Source organism: Moheibacter sediminis, assembly GCF_900176425.1.
In the GTDB taxonomy this organism is placed as follows: Bacteria; Bacteroidota; Bacteroidia; order Flavobacteriales; family Weeksellaceae; genus Moheibacter; species Moheibacter sediminis.
In genome coordinates this window covers 1-15,846 of the sequence record NZ_FWXS01000006.1, presented here as the reverse complement: position 1 = coordinate 15,846, position 15,846 = coordinate 1, and the positions used below count along the sequence as shown (strand labels likewise).

The 15,846-nt window shown below is 32.8% G+C and carries 15 protein-coding genes; all 15 read right to left on the bottom strand.

Annotated elements, in window-relative coordinates; genetic code table 11:
* Positions 1–9 precede the first annotated feature (9 nt).
* Positions 10–780, bottom strand: coding sequence for a polysaccharide biosynthesis/export family protein (locus B8977_RS09645; protein ID WP_084017680.1), 771 nt, complete (start codon positions 778–780; stop codon positions 10–12).
* Positions 781–817: 37 nt separating this feature from the next.
* Positions 818–2,644, bottom strand: coding sequence for a polysaccharide biosynthesis protein (locus tag B8977_RS09640; protein ID WP_317043202.1), 1,827 nt, complete (start codon positions 2,642–2,644; stop codon positions 818–820).
* Positions 2,645–2,747: 103 nt separating this feature from the next.
* On the bottom strand, positions 2,748–3,857 hold the full coding sequence (locus B8977_RS09635) for a DegT/DnrJ/EryC1/StrS family aminotransferase (RefSeq protein WP_084017508.1): 1,110 nt from the start codon (positions 3,855–3,857) through the stop codon (positions 2,748–2,750).
* A gap of 64 nt (positions 3,858–3,921) precedes the next feature.
* A complete protein-coding gene (locus tag B8977_RS09630) occupies positions 3,922–4,518 on the bottom strand; it encodes an acetyltransferase (protein ID WP_084017507.1) in 597 nt (198 codons plus the stop codon).
* A 5-nt stretch (positions 4,519–4,523) separates the two neighbouring features.
* The gene (locus tag B8977_RS09625; RefSeq protein WP_084017506.1) at positions 4,524–5,132 is read right to left on the bottom strand and encodes a sugar transferase; all 609 of its coding nucleotides are present in this window, start codon (positions 5,130–5,132) and stop codon (positions 4,524–4,526) included.
* 2 nt (positions 5,133–5,134) lie between these two features.
* Positions 5,135–6,286, bottom strand: a complete 1,152-nt coding sequence (locus B8977_RS09620; protein ID WP_084017505.1) for a glycosyltransferase family 4 protein — start codon at positions 6,284–6,286, stop codon at positions 5,135–5,137.
* Positions 6,287–6,289: 3 nt separating this feature from the next.
* Positions 6,290–7,477, bottom strand: coding sequence for a glycosyltransferase (locus B8977_RS09615; protein ID WP_084017504.1), 1,188 nt, complete (start codon positions 7,475–7,477; stop codon positions 6,290–6,292).
* Positions 7,474–8,589 (bottom strand): glycosyltransferase, encoded by a 1,116-nt coding sequence (locus B8977_RS09610; protein ID WP_084017503.1) that lies wholly within the window; start codon positions 8,587–8,589, stop codon positions 7,474–7,476. Before B8977_RS09610 ends, B8977_RS09615 begins: the two co-directional genes overlap by 4 nt.
* A 12-nt stretch (positions 8,590–8,601) precedes the next feature.
* Positions 8,602–10,023 (bottom strand): O-antigen polysaccharide polymerase Wzy, encoded by a 1,422-nt coding sequence (gene wzy, locus B8977_RS09605; protein ID WP_084017502.1) that lies wholly within the window; start codon positions 10,021–10,023, stop codon positions 8,602–8,604.
* 44 nt (positions 10,024–10,067) lie between these two features.
* Positions 10,068–10,583 (bottom strand): acyltransferase, encoded by a 516-nt coding sequence (locus tag B8977_RS09600; protein ID WP_084017501.1) that lies wholly within the window; start codon positions 10,581–10,583, stop codon positions 10,068–10,070.
* On the bottom strand, positions 10,580–11,539 hold the full coding sequence (locus tag B8977_RS09595) for a glycosyltransferase family 2 protein (RefSeq protein WP_084017500.1): 960 nt from the start codon (positions 11,537–11,539) through the stop codon (positions 10,580–10,582). Before B8977_RS09595 ends, B8977_RS09600 begins: the two co-directional genes overlap by 4 nt.
* Positions 11,491–12,345, bottom strand: coding sequence for a UDP-N-acetylmuramate dehydrogenase (murB, locus tag B8977_RS09590; protein WP_084017499.1), 855 nt, complete (start codon positions 12,343–12,345; stop codon positions 11,491–11,493). The genes B8977_RS09595 and murB overlap by 49 nt, the downstream gene beginning before the upstream one ends.
* On the bottom strand, positions 12,342–13,646 hold the full coding sequence (locus B8977_RS09585) for a flippase (RefSeq protein ID WP_084017498.1): 1,305 nt from the start codon (positions 13,644–13,646) through the stop codon (positions 12,342–12,344). Before B8977_RS09585 ends, murB begins: the two co-directional genes overlap by 4 nt.
* Entirely contained in the window at positions 13,643–14,176 is a 534-nt protein-coding gene (locus B8977_RS15290; protein ID WP_084017497.1) for a serine O-acetyltransferase, read from the bottom strand. Before B8977_RS15290 ends, B8977_RS09585 begins: the two co-directional genes overlap by 4 nt.
* A gap of 2 nt (positions 14,177–14,178) precedes the next feature.
* Positions 14,179–15,426, bottom strand: a complete 1,248-nt coding sequence (gene murA / locus B8977_RS09575) for a UDP-N-acetylglucosamine 1-carboxyvinyltransferase (RefSeq protein ID WP_084017496.1) — start codon at positions 15,424–15,426, stop codon at positions 14,179–14,181.
* Positions 15,427–15,846: the final 420 nt, after the last annotated feature.

The window sequence follows — 15,846 nt, the reverse complement described above, 5'->3', positions numbered from 1 at the left end:
TATTTTGTATTATCGGGTAAGCACCGAAATTACTGTTATTAACAATCCTGCAACAGAAATAATTATTGAGGTATTTCTTCCAAATGCAGAAGACTGTATCTGTGCTTTATTTGGCTCTATATAAACAACGTCATTTTGCATCAGGAAATACACAGGGGAATTAACTACATTTCCGGAAGTCAAATCAACCCTATGAAAGGTTTTTTCTCCATTTATTTCCCTGATTACCATTACATTATTCCTTACTCCATTTATGGTTAAATCTCCTGCCAGGCCTAAAGCTTCAAGGATTGTAATTCTCTCATTTGGGATTGTGTAACTTCCGGGACGTGTTACCTCACCCAATACAGTAACCTTAAAATTGGTAATATTAATTGTCGCTCCTGGATCTATAATGTACTCTTCCAATAATTTTTTCAACTTATTTGTAGCTTGTGAACGGGTTAAACCCCCAAGTTCTATTTTACCTAATACCGGATAGTCTATGTTACCTTCTTCATCCACCAAATAAGTTTGAAGTCTTGCTTCATTTGGAGATTGGTAATAGTAGTTTACCTGATTGAAAGGTTTTGTAGCTTCAAAATCTCTCGCTGATATAGTTATCACTAATAAATCATCGGGTTGGATGGTGGGTGAGTACTTTTCAACCTGCTGCTCTATAGAATCGATGTCTCCTTGAAAATAAACAATTTGTTCTCTTGTAGCACATCCGGTTAAAGAAATGAGTGCCAAGCAAATAAGGATAAATTGAATTGGTTTGTTTAAAATCCTATTTTTCATGCTGTGGATTAAAGTGGTGTAAAGATATAATTTAAAATCAAACATTATTTTTTTGTTCATCTATACTGGTATAGATAGAATTCTGGGAAACATATTCCGGAACGAGCTCCTTAATTTTAGTTACTAAAAGTAAATTCTTTTCTCTTTGGTTGGGGTTGTGATTTTCTTTGATTAATTCTTGTATTTTCTCATTGAATTCATCAGAATCGTCATTACATACAGTAGCAATCATGATTTTTTCGTGATGTGTTTTCATTGTGGATTCTCCATCTGCCAAAAGTTCTTCAAATATTTTTTCTCCTGGTCTCAATCCTGTTATCTTTATATCAATGTCCTGTGGATAGCGCATCCCACTCAATCTTATTATTTTTTTGGCCAGGTCAATAATTTTTACAGATTCACCCATATCAAAGACAAATACTTCTCCCCCTTTTCCCATAACACCGGCCTCCAAGACCAACTGACAAGCTTCAGGAATTGTCATAAAGAAACGGGTAATATCAGGATGCGTAACGGTAAGCGGTCCACCTTCCTCGATTTGTCTTTTGAAAATTGGAATTACAGAACCGTTTGAACCTAAAACGTTTCCAAATCTTGTAACGATAAAATTTGTATTTACTCTTTTGTTTAAATAAGTAACATATAACTCCGCCAGGCGTTTGGTTGCACCCATAACGTTAGTCGGATTAACCGCTTTATCTGTAGAAACCATTACAAATTTTTCTACTTCATATTCAGCAGCTTTATCTGCTACAATTTTAGTTCCTTTGACGTTGGTGTGAACTGCTTCATATGGATTATCTTCCATCAAAGGGACATGTTTATATGCAGCTGCATGAAATACAATCTGCGGTCTGAAAATCCTAAAAATTGTATCAACACGGTTAGGGTCTCTCACATCACCCATCACAAATTCACATTCTCCTTTACATAAACCTTGTGTCGTTTGCTGAAGGTCATAAAGAGGTGATTCTGCCTGATCAACCAATATGAGTTTTTTATAAGGATACCCCATCAACTGACGTGATATTTCGCTGCCGATGGAACCAGCCGCCCCTGTAACCAAAACAACTTTATCACGGATTTCTTCGCGAATTTCAGGATTATCAAGTTTTATTGGTTTTCGTCCTAAAAGGTCTTCGATTTTTACCGCTTTAATTTGTTGTGGGTTCAAGTCACCGTTCAGCCATTTATTAACCGCTGGAACAATTTTCAACGTCACAGGTGAGTCCGTAAAAGAATCTACTATTTCTCTAAGTCTTGAAGGACGTATGTTTTGAATAGAAATAATTATTTCGTTTATATGGTGTTTTTCTAAGAATCGAGCATCTACTTTTTTAGGATCATAAACTGTAACGCCATTTATTTTTTTTCCGGTCTTACTTTTTTTATCGTCTAAATATCCGAAAATACTGATGCGGCTTCTTTCATCATTTTTAAGTGCTTTATAGGTAATTACCCCCGAGTCTCCTGCGCCATAAATCATTGCACGTTTTGTATAACGGGTCCCTACTACGTAATAATCATAGAGATTTTTGTAAAGAATTCTCAAGAAAATCAACGCCATTGTGTTGAGCAGAAAATGAATAATTACAGTGGGTGCGTTTATAATGTGAACTGATTCCGGAGATGCTTTACTCACTAACCAAGAGAAAAGTCCCAACATAAATGCTAAAAGTACATTTGCTCTTAAAACACTTAAAATATCTTTGAACCCCGTATGTCGAACAATTCCTTTGTAAGAAGATGTTGCTACAAATGCTACAAATGCAAAAAACAGAACTTGTGGCGACTGAATCATCGCTATTTTCAAATCAACTCCAGATATCTGGAGTTTGAAATTTGTAACGATTAAAAATCCCAATAGAAAAGTGTTGAGTGTAATGTATAAATCTATACAAAACACTACCCAGCGAGGAGTTTCTCTCCGTAAACTTCTCTTCAACTGTTGTCTGAACAACAAAAAATTAGAACCCTTCAATTACTCTGTCTAAATCTTCTTTAGTTAAATCAGAACCACTTGGCAAACATAAACCAACTTCGAACAATTTCTCGCTCGTTCCATTCATATATTGAGGATATTTCTCAAATATAGGCTGCATGTGCATAGGCTTCCACAAAGGTCTGGTTTCTATATTATAATTCTGTAAATTCAATCTGATCTGTTCTCTTCTTTCGAATGATTCTGTCAATATACATGACAACCATCTGTTCGAGAAAAATCCTTGGGGTTCATTTACAAAAGTAATACCATTGTCTTTTTCAAATTTATTTTGGTAATATTCAAAGTTAGCTCTTCTTGCTTTTACCCTTTCGTCCAATACTTCCATTTGTCCGCGTCCGATCCCTGCAACGATATTGGACATTCTGTAATTGAACCCAACATGAGAGTGTTGGTAGTGTGGAGCATTGTCTCTTGCTTGTGTTGACAAAAATATTGCTCTGTCTTTCAGAGCTTTGTCTTTCACAACCATTGCACCTCCACCAGAAGTGGTTATTATTTTATTTCCATTGAATGATAATACAGAAATATCACCTAAGGTTCCACAATTTTGTCCTTTATATTTGCTTCCCAAGGCTTCTGCAGCATCTTCCAAAACTGGGATTTGGTATTTTTCTGCTATAGATTTGATCTCATCATGTTTATAGGGCATTCCATATAAATGAACAGCGATGATCGCTTTTGGTTTTTTACCGTTAGCTATTCTGTCTTTTATTGCTCTTTCTAATTGTTCCGGACACATATTCCAGGTTTCTGCCTCACTGTCGATAAAAACAGGAGTTGCGCCTTGGTACATAATGGGATTTGCTGAAGCTGAAAATGTCATACTTTGACAGATTACTTCGTCGCCTGCTTCCACACCCAACATAATCAGCCCTAAGTGGATTGCTGCTGTTCCGGCGCTCAATGCGGCAACATACGAATTGCCTCCTAAATAGTCAGCTAAGTCTTTTTCAAAACCTTCTACATTTGGACCTAAGGGAGCTACCCAATTTTCAGCAAAGGCTTCATGGATATATTTCAGCTCATTTCCTCCCATGTGTGGGGAGGACAACCATATTTTTTTTGAATTCATTTTAGTTATTAAGCTTAGCGATATAAATTTTTGCAAAGATAATAGGTTTTAGGTTAAGAGAATTTTATTTCTGTTGAAATTTTATTATTCTTGCAGGGTTTCCTACCACAACAGCATAGTCAGGCACATCCTTGATTATGACTGCTCCGGCTCCTATAGTTGCCCATTTTCCTATTTTTAATCCTTGAATGACAGATGCACCAATTCCTATGTGGGTTCCTTCTGAAACATAAACCGATCCTGCCAAGGCGGCATTTGGAGATATATGTACAAAATCCTCTATGATACAATCATGATCAATGGATGCATTGGTATTAATTATACAATGTTTTCCTATTTTAGTTTCTGAGTTTATAGTTGACCCAGCCATTACAACAGAACCTATGTCTAACTGAGCTCTGTGAGACACATTAGAGTTTGGGTGAATTAGAATAGGGTAAGTATATTTTGTATGTGTTTCGTAAATTTTCTTTCTTGTATTATTATTTCCAATTGAAATGATAATATTTTTTGCATTTTCAGGAATTTTATGAGAAACTTCATAATCCAACAAGGTTTTGATGTTTGTATTTGCATCAACGAAGCCTTGTATTTTTATTTTAAGTAGTTCCGCAATTTCAGCAATAACTTTTCCATGCCCGCTGGCGCCAAATAAATACATATTTTTTAATTATTGTTACCTTTAAAAGGTGTCATTGTAACTTGTCCCTCTTGAGAAATCCCTTCCCTGACAAATACTTTTTTGAATGTTAAAAATAATATTTTTATATCTAGTTGGAATGACACATTATCTACATACCAAACATCAAATTCAAATTTCTGTTCCCATGAAATTGCATTTCTTCCATTGACTTGTGCCCAGCCGGTAATTCCAGGGCGCACTTCATGTCTTCTTTTCTGGACATCGTTGTACAAAGGCAAATACTGAGTCAGCAAAGGCCTAGGGCCTATCAGGGACATGTCGCCTTTCAAAACGTTTAGTAGTTGTGGCACTTCATCTAAAGAAGTCTTTCTTACAAAGTTGCCTATTTTGGTCAATCGTTCTGCATCTGATAAAAGATTTTCATTAGCATCTTTTTTGTCGTTCATGGTTTTGAACTTTACAATCTTAAACATGCGTTCGTTTTTCCCAGGACGTAGCTGAAAGAAAAAGGGTTTTCCTTGATTGGCTAAAAACAACCCTATCATCACAAAAATGAAAATGGGGCTTAGTAAAATCAATCCTAAGAGAGCTGCAAAAAAGTCAAAAAGACGCTTTAAAAAGTATTTATACATATTTAATCGAAATGTTTTATTTTAAAATCTTCTATAATTTTAGTATAAACTTCATAAGTCTTCTGAACAATTGCTTCTTTATTAAATTTATTCATGACCAAGTCTTTTCCTTTTGTTTTTAATATTTTATTATCATTTTCTAATAAACTTAATATGTGTTCTACGAGCTTGTCAGTATCATTAGGGTCGGCATTAAAACCTGTTTCGTTATTGATAACTAATTCTGTCAAAGCTCCTTTATTTGAAGAAATAGTCGGAATCTCAAAAAGTAAACTTTCGTATACACCTCCTAAATTTTCAGATTTTGACAAATAGATAAAAATATCAAAATTTGAAATAATCTCATATATATGGTGATATTTGCCTGTAAAAATAACTTTATCCTTGGCTATATTTTTAGCTTTTTGCTTTAATTTATTTTCATAGGATGGGTCTCCTCCAAATGTAGTCCCGGCTATTAGTAAAACTACATCATTTCTTTTTTTCAATAATTTTTCAAATACTTCTAAAAGAAACTCATGCCCTTTAATTCCAGTTTTTTCATAGAATTTTGGCGGGTAAATATAGGATGCTGTACCTATGATTTTTATATTTTCATCGATATTGAATTCTTTTCTTATATTTCTAGGTTCAATGTGTTCTTTTGAATGAAGTAATGCTTTAGCATCAATAAAAGCATAATTTAAAAAAAGTTTATTTTTTGAAACTCCAGAAGACAGGTATTTATTGTATATATACTCTGAAGTTGCAATCCAGTAGTCATTTTTTTGAGCACTTTTAATATCTCCCAATTTGAAAATTGAATTTTCTAAATGAGCGGGTCCTGCAACCTGAAAAATAACAGGTATATCAACATTTCTTAAAAAGAGCCTAGAATATAATGTTGTTTGAGTAAACCAACTGTGTATGATATCCGGGTTTTCTTTTAGTACAATATCTTTAAGTATTTTGCCCTGCTTATAGATACCGGTGTCTAATTTAAAGTCAAAATCATAAACATTTTTGCATAAATTTTTATATTCTTCGAAATGTTTACCGCCTGAAGGAATAACAACACTAAAAGTTATTTCTTTATATGCATTTTTCATTTCTTGCAACAATTTAATTGCCCAAGTGGCTCCTTCACTTGTCTTTATAAGGTGTAAAATGTGCATTGCTTATAAATTATCATTAATAAAACTATAAAATTCAAACCTTTTCACGGCTAAAAATTCGTCTTTATAATTTTTAGCTTCTTCAAAATTTCTTGCGGCCTGTTGGTTATAAAAAACTTGGTTTGATATTACTTCTTCAATTTTTTCTGCTAGGGCTATGGCATTGTTTTTCTCTACTAATACAGAGTCTTCTATCAATTCCGGTATACCTCCTACATTTGTTCCAATTACAGGAAGACCTATTGACATAGCCTCAATAATGGCCCTTGGCAATCCCTCTGTCCTTGAGGCCAATATAAAGATATCAGAATTAGAAAGATGTTCAAATACTTGTTGTTTATTTACATTTCCGATAAAGTCAATGTTTTGTTCAATTCCCAGTTCCTTTGCCAGTTCTATCATATTGTCTTTAAACTTCCCATCTCCCATCCACAAAAGGTTGATTTCAATTTCTTTTTTATTTTCATTCACAATCTTAATGGCTTCAAGAACGACATCGGGCGCTTTATACATTTGCTCTAAAGAGCCGATAGAAGTTATATTTATCGTATTTTTCGATTGCCATTTTTTTGGAACTTCTATTGTTTCGGAACTGTTTAACTGCACATTTGAAGCATAGGTTGTGAAAGTACCTTCTTTTACAGGGTATTTGCTCTGAAGTGTGTTTTTTGTCACATAAAGTACTCCCGAAGCATTTCGGATGTTATTTTCCATAGATTTCACCATCTTATTCCGGAAATATCTTCTCAGAGGATGTTTTATTGTTCCAGGAGCAAATACATCATCCGGATCTCCGACTACTTCCAGAGCGTATTTTTTTTTGTTTTTATTTAATACATCAATAACTAAATCACTTATTTGTCCGGGAATTCTACAAATAAACTTACTTTCATCTTTTAGTTTCTCAACATTTTTTTTTATTATTTTTTTTATTATTTTTCTTTTCTTTAAATACTCCAGGGGGCCTATATAATAAGGAACTTCAATAAATATGACATTTTCGGAATTAGACAAAAAAAGAAAATCCCCTTTGAAGTTGGCATCTGTGTTTACTCTTGCTATAACAAATATGCGGTCAAAAACTTTTAAATATCTTTCCCATAATGAGTGTGAAAACGACGCGTCTCCATAGATATTCCCTTGAGAATCTTTTGTAAAACGAGCTTCTGTGGCAAACACTAAATTTTTCATTTAATCTTTTTATTATTCAAAACAGCAAAAAACTGCTCAAAAAGTAATTTATAATCAAACTTTTCTATTGCCCATTTCCCTAACAGAGGATAGTTATCAGTAGTATAAACCTGTAATATTTTATCAATCGCTTCATCTACTGATTCAGCAGGCACTAATTCTTCTACAAAATAATCAGGAACAGATTCCTTTATAGATGGAATATCTGAGGCTACAATAGGGATATTCATTATCATCGCTTCAATTAAAGCATTTGGCTGGCCTTCTGTAATAGAGGGGAAATAATAACAATCTATTGTTTTTAGTACTTTTGGTATATCAGTACGATTATTTAGTACTATAATTCTCTGTTGAAATTGATGCTTTTTTATAATCTCTTCTAAATTATCTTTCACACCATTACCACAAAACAAAAAGTAAAAATCTTTGTTTCTCTTACAGAATTCAAGTGCAACTTTCAAGATTGTTTTATGATTTTTAGCCTCATTATACCTACCTGTATGTCCTATCACAAATGCATTTTCCGGAATATTGAGTTCTTGTCGCAGGTTCTTATTTTCATTTACAAACGTTGCAGGGTTTATGCCGTTATAAATCACCTCAAAACGATTGTCTTTTTTCCAAATATCCGGATAGAAAAAATCAAAAGCAGCTTTGGAATTTGACAAGATATCTGTAGCATACTTATAGGTCAGATATTTGACAAATTTATTATACATCAATCTTAATCCGGATTCGATAAAATGATTTGAGGAGCCTCTGTAAAAGGAAACTCTTTTACTAATATTGGCGCATTTGGCAGTGAATAGAATTAATCCGGCAAAATTACCTGTAAAGTCACAGACCGAACTTATTCTATTTTTTTTTAAGAATTTGTATAAATAGATGTAATCTTTGGGATTAAAATAACTTATTTCCTTAATATGAATAGTTAAATCTGATATTGATTTATATTTTTCTTCTAATTGTCCCGATTTACCTCCTTTACAAAAAACTATTATTTTTCCAAAATTTTCAGCTTTATATTGTAAAAATCTTAATAAATAGTTTTCTAAACCGCCACTATCGAGTGTAGTTACAAAAAAGCATATATTGCTGTTTTTATTTTTCAAATCTTTTGTGGTTTACAAATATTTTTTATTAAAAAGGTATTGATTGATTAATAATATAACAAAAACCCAAACAACTGTTCTGAATTCAAATAAAAATGATGAACGTGCAATGTATAATGCACTCCCAATGTAAACCATAAAAAATGTATGGGAAAATAAACTTGGCATTTTTTCAACGTACATTTTGACTTCGGCCATCCGCATAAAATATCCGAAAAAAAACATACCTATTACAACACCTATCAATCCCAAGTCAAAATAAAAATCAGCAATGACTGACGTCCCATTTCCATAGGTAGGTCTATCGCCTTGAAAAATCCAGGTAACAAAGGATGCTGATCCTGCATACTTTTTTGAAACATCTTCAAAAATGATAACATTAAAAATATTAAAAAAAGGTAATACTACTGTAATTTGTTGAAATTGAAATCTTCCATATAAAAAATCATGGTGTTCGGGTACAAAATCGACGGCATGATGATTTGCTTTAACAGACCCTGCTAATTCTTTGGTTTGTGGTAAGAATGATTTCTCCTGACTAAATGGGTCATCTTGAAATGCAAGCTGCACTTTATCTGTAAATGATAAATCTGAGCTGAAACTGCGCGCCACACCTAATATTGTAATTAAGCTCGCACCCACAAATAATGCCAAAATTCCATACCTTTTTTTTACTTTTCGCTTTGTAACAAATAAATATCCCGTAAAAACTAGTATTAAAAAAGTAATTAAAGGTCCTCGGTCACCACTTAATAGAACCGTCAGCAAATATAAAATCAAAGATATATTTAGAGGTAACCCTAGATTTTTCAAATATATTTTTATTGTTATATTCTCTTTACCGCTTAGAATCAGATTTCTTGTTTTTTGGATAATGGTACTTATCACAAAAGTTTTAAATAACAAATCAATATAAGTAATGCCCGATCCTTTATCTACCTTACCATATCCACCCATTACATAGTTTATGTTAATGGTTGAGAAATATAAAATGAGAAAAACCACTACTAGTATTTCTAAATATTTGGTGTGATAAATGCGCTTTCTAGCTTTAAATATTTTTTTTCTTTTTGTATAGCTTAAGTAACCTATAAAGAACATCAACAATCCTATCAAAGAAAGTGTAAGTGACTTGACAACAATACGTTGATTTACAAAAATAAAACTATCAGTAATAGGTATATTACCAACTAAATAATCGATATAATACTGGAAATTGACTATCAATAAACCTGTAACTGCAATGGTAGAATGTTTAAAAAATTGACCTTTTAGGTTTGGTTCAGCTTCTTTTCTGTAAAAAAATAAAAATGTGGTAACTCCTACTAAAGAAAGTAAAATAAATATTACTTCTTTATCCATGTTTTCATTTGAGTTGAAGTAATAAACAGATAAGAGTAAAACAATTCCAAAAAAAAGGAGCTTTTTAAACATATTAAATTTTTAGATTGCTTTCTAACTACAGTGACAAATCGATTCTATTTTTTTATAAATTTCTCTTCAGAAAGCGATAATAAATACTTTTTTTTCTCATCATAATTCATTCCTTTAGACCCCACATCGAATTGTTTTATTTTTTCTACAAAATTCTTAGTTTCCCCTACAATTCGTGCAGGATTACCAGCGGCAATCATACCATCAGGAACTGATTTTGTTACTATAGTTCCAGCTCCCACAATGACATCATTCCCTATAACAACTCCTGGCATTATTTTAGAACCTTCTCCTACATATGTATAATTACCTATTTTTATCTTGCCAAAATAATCTAAGTTTTTATGTTTTTTTCTTTGTGACCATAATCCCCCATGGGTAAAAAATGTAACATCCGAAGCTATCCTACAATGGTCCCCTATTTCTACCAAATAAGCTTCAGTTGGAAAATTCTTGGTAGATATAAGACAATCTTTTCCAATTTTCACCCCTACAAAACGTGCATATTTTTCTGCAGGCCAAAAGGTTCTACGGTATTTATTTAAAAGTCTATTTATCATCGTTTCGAATAAATTAAAAGTTTTCTAAAAATCTTATAGGCTGCAATTAAAAATCTATTGGTATTGATTTTAATCAAAATATTTAAATATGAAATAACATTATTTATATTCTTTTGAAGTATATTTATTCTTAAATTTTTATAAAAAAGTGTGTTTGCTGTAGATGGATTATAGTATAAAGCTCCACTGGCTCCAAACAAATCTAATGAATCTGTCCCAGTCTTTATTCTCTCAAGTATCAAAAATTTTGCAAATCCTGATATGAGTGTGGGCATTCCAGTCAAAGAAGCCGTTTGAGATACTGATTTTTTTATTTCTACTAACTCATATAACTTTTTATTTAGAAAATGAATTTTTGTTATCAAACTCATTCTAAACCATAAATCTTTATCTTGTCTTGTTGTAAAAAATGTTCTGTAACCACCTACCTCATCGTAAGGTTTTTTTCGAAACATTACAGCACCGTGGGTTATTCGGTTTTTTTGGAGTAAATCATCGAGTGTAATTTCAGTTTTATGAAATTTTGATTTTTTTGAATTGGTTATATCAGTCGTAACTACTCCAACTTGTAGATTGTTTTCTAAATGTTTTACTTGTTCTTCGATACGAGTGGGGAGTGAAATATCTCCTGCTCCATGAATCGCTATGTATTCTGCTTCAGTATTATTAATTGTGTCGATCAAAGTCTGAGTAAATCCTTTATTGTGTTCATTTTTTAAGCATTTTACTCTTGAAGAGTTAGTTACGGTTTTTTGAATGATTTCGTATGTATCGTCTTTAGAACAATCATCTACTATGATAATTTCTAAATTTTCATATGTCTGGTTTAATAAACTATTGATAGAGTCTACGACATGGTCTCTTCTATTGTAATATAAGGTAATAACCGCCACTTTTGGTTTCATAATCATATCACTCTTTGTTCTACTTCCAAATCTATCTGATATTTCTCCCATACCTGCCGTTTTACTTCTCTGATAATATCTAAAATATCCTGTCCGGTAGCATTATTATAGTTTATAATAAATCCTCCGTGTTTTTCTGAAATTTTTGCTCCTCCAACTGTAAAACCTTTTAATCCCAACTCGTCCATTATTGCTCCTACATAGTACCCTTTTGGTCGCTTAAAAACACTACCCCCATTTGGAAATTCTTTAGGCTGTTTTGCCCAACGTTGTGTTTTTATGGTTTCCATTTTTTCATAAATAGCATCTTTATTTGCTTTTTGCAATTGTAGCCACGCCTTGAGTACTATTTTGTCAGTATTTTTTTGAAAAAAACTATTACGGTACTCAAAAGAGATATCTTCTTTAGCTATTTCTTTTACTTCATAATCAATTAAGTCCAGATAACGCACCTTGACCAAAACATCCTTTATTTCTTCTCCGCTTGCTCCTGCGTTCATTACAACTGCTCCTCCAAGAGAGCTGGGTATATCCCAGAATATTTCTAAACCCTGTAATGAATGATCAAGCGCAAATTTGGCAACATCCCACATCATGGCTCCGGCCTCTATTTCTAAAAGACTGTCTTCCGACAAGCTAATTGCATTATAATTTCCATTGAAAATCAATACCGATTTTTCATAATATTCTTTTGAGAAAATAATATTATGACCACTACCTAATAAAATAAAATCCTTATGGTTTGAAAAAAAAGAAATGACATCATTTTCATTTTCGGGAAAATAAGCAGTCTTACAATGTGATTTTACATTGTATGAATTATAATTGGTAAGTTCAAAATTATTATAAATTTTCATTTTTTCTTTAGTTTTTTCAACACATCCAATATAGGGTCAAAATCTGCTTTTTTATACACCATGATTTCCTTCATACTTATGTTTACTGCTCTGCTGTAAAAAAATAAAAATAAAATACCTGCGACTCCATAGCTTACCGTAGAAGAAATAGCGGCTCCCTCTGCTCCCAAATTTGGGATAAGTAGTATGTTCATCACCACGTTTATTATAAGGGCAGGAATCATAGCTTTCATGGCTATCCAAGGCTTACCTTTTCCTGCTAAATCCATATTCATAACCTTAAAAATAGTAAGTATAAGAACTCCAGGTAAAAGATAACGCAATACCGAAGAGCTATCTCTAAAGCTCTCTCCGTACATAACTACGATTATCAATTCGGAAAACAACAACAATCCGATAGAAACAATTCCAATAATTATAAAAGAAATTCTTAACAACTGAGCCACTTTTAATGAAAACCCTTTGTCATTCTTGGATACAGCACTTCGGGCAAAAACAACAGTGCTCAATAGCATTGGAATCTGCCATAGATATTGGGTAATGCTTGCACCCTTGGCATAAATTCCTAATTCGTATGCGTTGCTAAGTTTATCTAGCAATATAACATCAATTCTATAATTTAGATTTATAACAAATAAAGACAGGGCGTAAATAATCCCAAGAGAAAGCATTTGTTTAATAATTACCCAATTATATTGTAAAGAAAAGAATTGCAAAAATTTATTCTTAAACAACAGTATTACAAACATAAAAACCGGTCCGCATATTGAGGCAACCATAGCTCCCTCTACATCCCACTGAAGTAATATTACAAAAAGAGCAGTTCCTAATAAAGCAATTAAGGACGGAATCCAATTAATCTTATTGAAGGTTTTAATATCGTTCTTTCCTAAAAATATTCCCGAATTATAGGTATTGAATAAGCTAAAAGGAATGGGTAATAAAGCTAATATCACCAATATCAAATTAGAGCCTGAGTTACTGAAATAGTACATCAAAACAAAGCAGACCAACAAAGAAACAACTGTTGTCATCATCCATATTTGGGTGATGGCTGTTTTGATTTGCTCTTCAGAAAATATTCCTTTTCCCAAAAAATAGGTTGTTGATTGTCTGATTCCCAATGACCCAACTGTCATAAACAAAGAGGGGTACACAGCAAGTCCTGCTATAATTCCATTTCCCTCCGGACCTATATAACGGGCAGTAATTATAGAAGCAGTAAGCCCAAAGATAATCATCAAACCTTGGGAAACACCTACCCTAAGAACGTCTTTTATAAATGACGACTTTACTATCATTTCCTTATAATTTTGCAGGGAATGCCAACGGCAGTTGTATTAGAGGGAACATCAATATTCACCACAGCATTGGCTCCAATGATAGCATTTTCTCCAATTCTAATTCCTCCTATAATTTTAGCTCCTGCGTAAATTTTAACTCCAGACTCTATTACTGGATATTTCATTTCTTCGTCTTTTTTCCCATGACTTCCAATAGTTACCTGCTGAAAAATCATTACATTATCTTTAATAATAACTCCATCACCTATAACAATACCTATAGGATGTGGCATTTTAAAATTCTTACCAATATTGGCATTATATGAGAAATCACAATTCCTCTTAATAATCATTCTTGTTTTATAATAACTTCCGATTTGTCTAATCAAAATATTCTTACTTTTTGAAAAGAATTTTCCTAATCTATGGTTAAGTAAAATTCTGAATCTTGGACTATATAAATAGTAAGTAATGAATAATCGCAAACTTATTTTTCCTTTAGGAAAATCATTTTTTATATCTCTGAATGTTTGTTTTATTGAGGCCATCTTTAAATGTTTACTCCTAATTGCCTCAGCTTACCAAACAAATTTTCGTACCCTCTATGAATCTGCCATGAACTTTCGATAATGGTTTCGCCTTCTGCCGTCAATCCTGCTAACAATAATGCAATCCCTGCTCTTAAGTCCAGAGCGGTAACGGTTGCCCCTTTTAGCGAAGTTCCCCCTTCAATTACCAACATATCACCTTGTACCTGGTATTTCATTCCCATCTTTGCCAACTCTTCTGCGTAACCGTAACGTCCCGGAAACCTTAAATCTACTACTTTGGATTCTCCCTGACACATGGCTCCATATACGGCAAAAAGTGGCTGCATATCAGAGTTTATTCCTGGATAAGGCCCAGTACTAATTTCAACAGGATAAGGTGTTCCTCCTTTTACAATCAAGCTGTTTTCTCCTCTGTAGAACTTCATTCCACTTTCTCTTAAATAAACCATGGGAATTTCAAGGTGTTCAAACGGAAAATTCTCTATTTCTACCTCTCCATTTGTAATTACTGCACCTATTGCCCACGTCAGAGCTTCCATATTATCAGGAATTACGGCATGTTTTACAGCAGAAAGTTTTTCTACGCCTTCAACTACAATACATTTCTGCCCATATACTTTAATTTTAGCTCCCATTTTGGTTAGCATATCAATTAAGTCCATAATTTCAGGGCGAATATGCGGATTCCAAATGGTAGTGGTTCCCTTGGCTAAAGATGCACAGAGAATAGAGTTTTCTGTTGCTCCTGTAGAACGCATCGGTAAATGAATTTCAGAACCCGTTAGTCGTTTTCCTACTTTTACTTTAGCACACAAAAATCCCGGTTCTTCTTCCCATACTTCTGCTCCAAGATTTTCTAAAAGCATAACATGTAAATCATATTTTCTTTCGCCTAACTTACATCCTCCCGGTAAAGGAACTCTTCCTTCTCCGAAACGAGTGACTAGTGCTCCCAAAATAAGTAATGTATTTCTTATAGAACGTTCTGTCCAATCTAATGAAGTTATTTCAGATTGCGTCTCTTTTATAACCACATTGTCTTCAATCGTGTAAATATCTTTTCCTAATACTTTAAGCATATCCAGATGGATCTGAACATCTAACAAGCCATTGGGAAAATTGTTCAGTTCTACCGTTTCGTCAGTAAGCATTGCTGCTGCAAGTAAACGTAAAGCACTGTTTTTTGCTCCGCTTATCTTTACTTTTCCATTTAAAACCGCTTTTCTGATTACCAAATCTTTTTCCATAAATATTTATCTATAATACCCTTATACCATTTCAAAAAACCCTATACTTTTTAATGATTTTAAATCATTATTATATTCATGACATTTTTACTTTTCTAGTCCACTTTATAAGTTTAAAATATTCTAGAGTAGAAAATTTTTAAATAATTTATTGTAATACTTTCTTATTAAGTTTTAAATTCTTAAACCGAAAATATTTCAACTACATCGTTGCCATTACTATTATCGTCTATCATCATAATATGAAATCACCTGCAAATTTTCCTTCGATGATTATATAATATTTTGATTAAATGCAATTCATTTTAATCGTATTTCGTTTCAGCCATCCCAATTCCATAATGTACAAACCCTTCTTCTTTCAGATATTCTGCATCATAGATATTTCGACCGTCAAATACGACTTTGTTTTTCAGAAGT

Excerpts from the sequence above, each read along its gene's own strand:
- B8977_RS09645 (WP_084017680.1), bottom strand. The coding sequence starts at position 780 with ATGAAAAATAGGATTTTAAACAAACCAATTCAATTTATCCTTATTTGC.
- B8977_RS09635 (WP_084017508.1), bottom strand. The coding sequence starts at position 3,857 with ATGAATTCAAAAAAAATATGGTTGTCCTCCCCACACATGGGAGGAAAT.
- B8977_RS09630 (WP_084017507.1), bottom strand. The coding sequence starts at position 4,518 with ATGTATTTATTTGGCGCCAGCGGGCATGGAAAAGTTATTGCTGAAATT.
- B8977_RS09625 (WP_084017506.1), bottom strand. The coding sequence starts at position 5,132 with ATGTATAAATACTTTTTAAAGCGTCTTTTTGACTTTTTTGCAGCTCTC.
- B8977_RS09620 (WP_084017505.1), bottom strand. The coding sequence starts at position 6,286 with ATGCACATTTTACACCTTATAAAGACAAGTGAAGGAGCCACTTGGGCA.
- B8977_RS09615 (WP_084017504.1), bottom strand. The coding sequence starts at position 7,477 with ATGAAAAATTTAGTGTTTGCCACAGAAGCTCGTTTTACAAAAGATTCT.
- wzy (WP_084017502.1), bottom strand. The coding sequence starts at position 10,023 with ATGTTTAAAAAGCTCCTTTTTTTTGGAATTGTTTTACTCTTATCTGTT.
- B8977_RS09600 (WP_084017501.1), bottom strand. The coding sequence starts at position 10,583 with ATGATAAATAGACTTTTAAATAAATACCGTAGAACCTTTTGGCCTGCA.
- B8977_RS09595 (WP_084017500.1), bottom strand. The coding sequence starts at position 11,539 with ATGGGAGAAATATCAGATAGATTTGGAAGTAGAACAAAGAGTGATATG.
- murB (WP_084017499.1), bottom strand. The coding sequence starts at position 12,345 with ATGAAAATTTATAATAATTTTGAACTTACCAATTATAATTCATACAAT.
- B8977_RS09585 (WP_084017498.1), bottom strand. The coding sequence starts at position 13,646 with ATGATAGTAAAGTCGTCATTTATAAAAGACGTTCTTAGGGTAGGTGTT.
- B8977_RS15290 (WP_084017497.1), bottom strand. The coding sequence starts at position 14,176 with ATGGCCTCAATAAAACAAACATTCAGAGATATAAAAAATGATTTTCCT.
- murA (WP_084017496.1), bottom strand. The coding sequence starts at position 15,426 with ATGGAAAAAGATTTGGTAATCAGAAAAGCGGTTTTAAATGGAAAAGTA.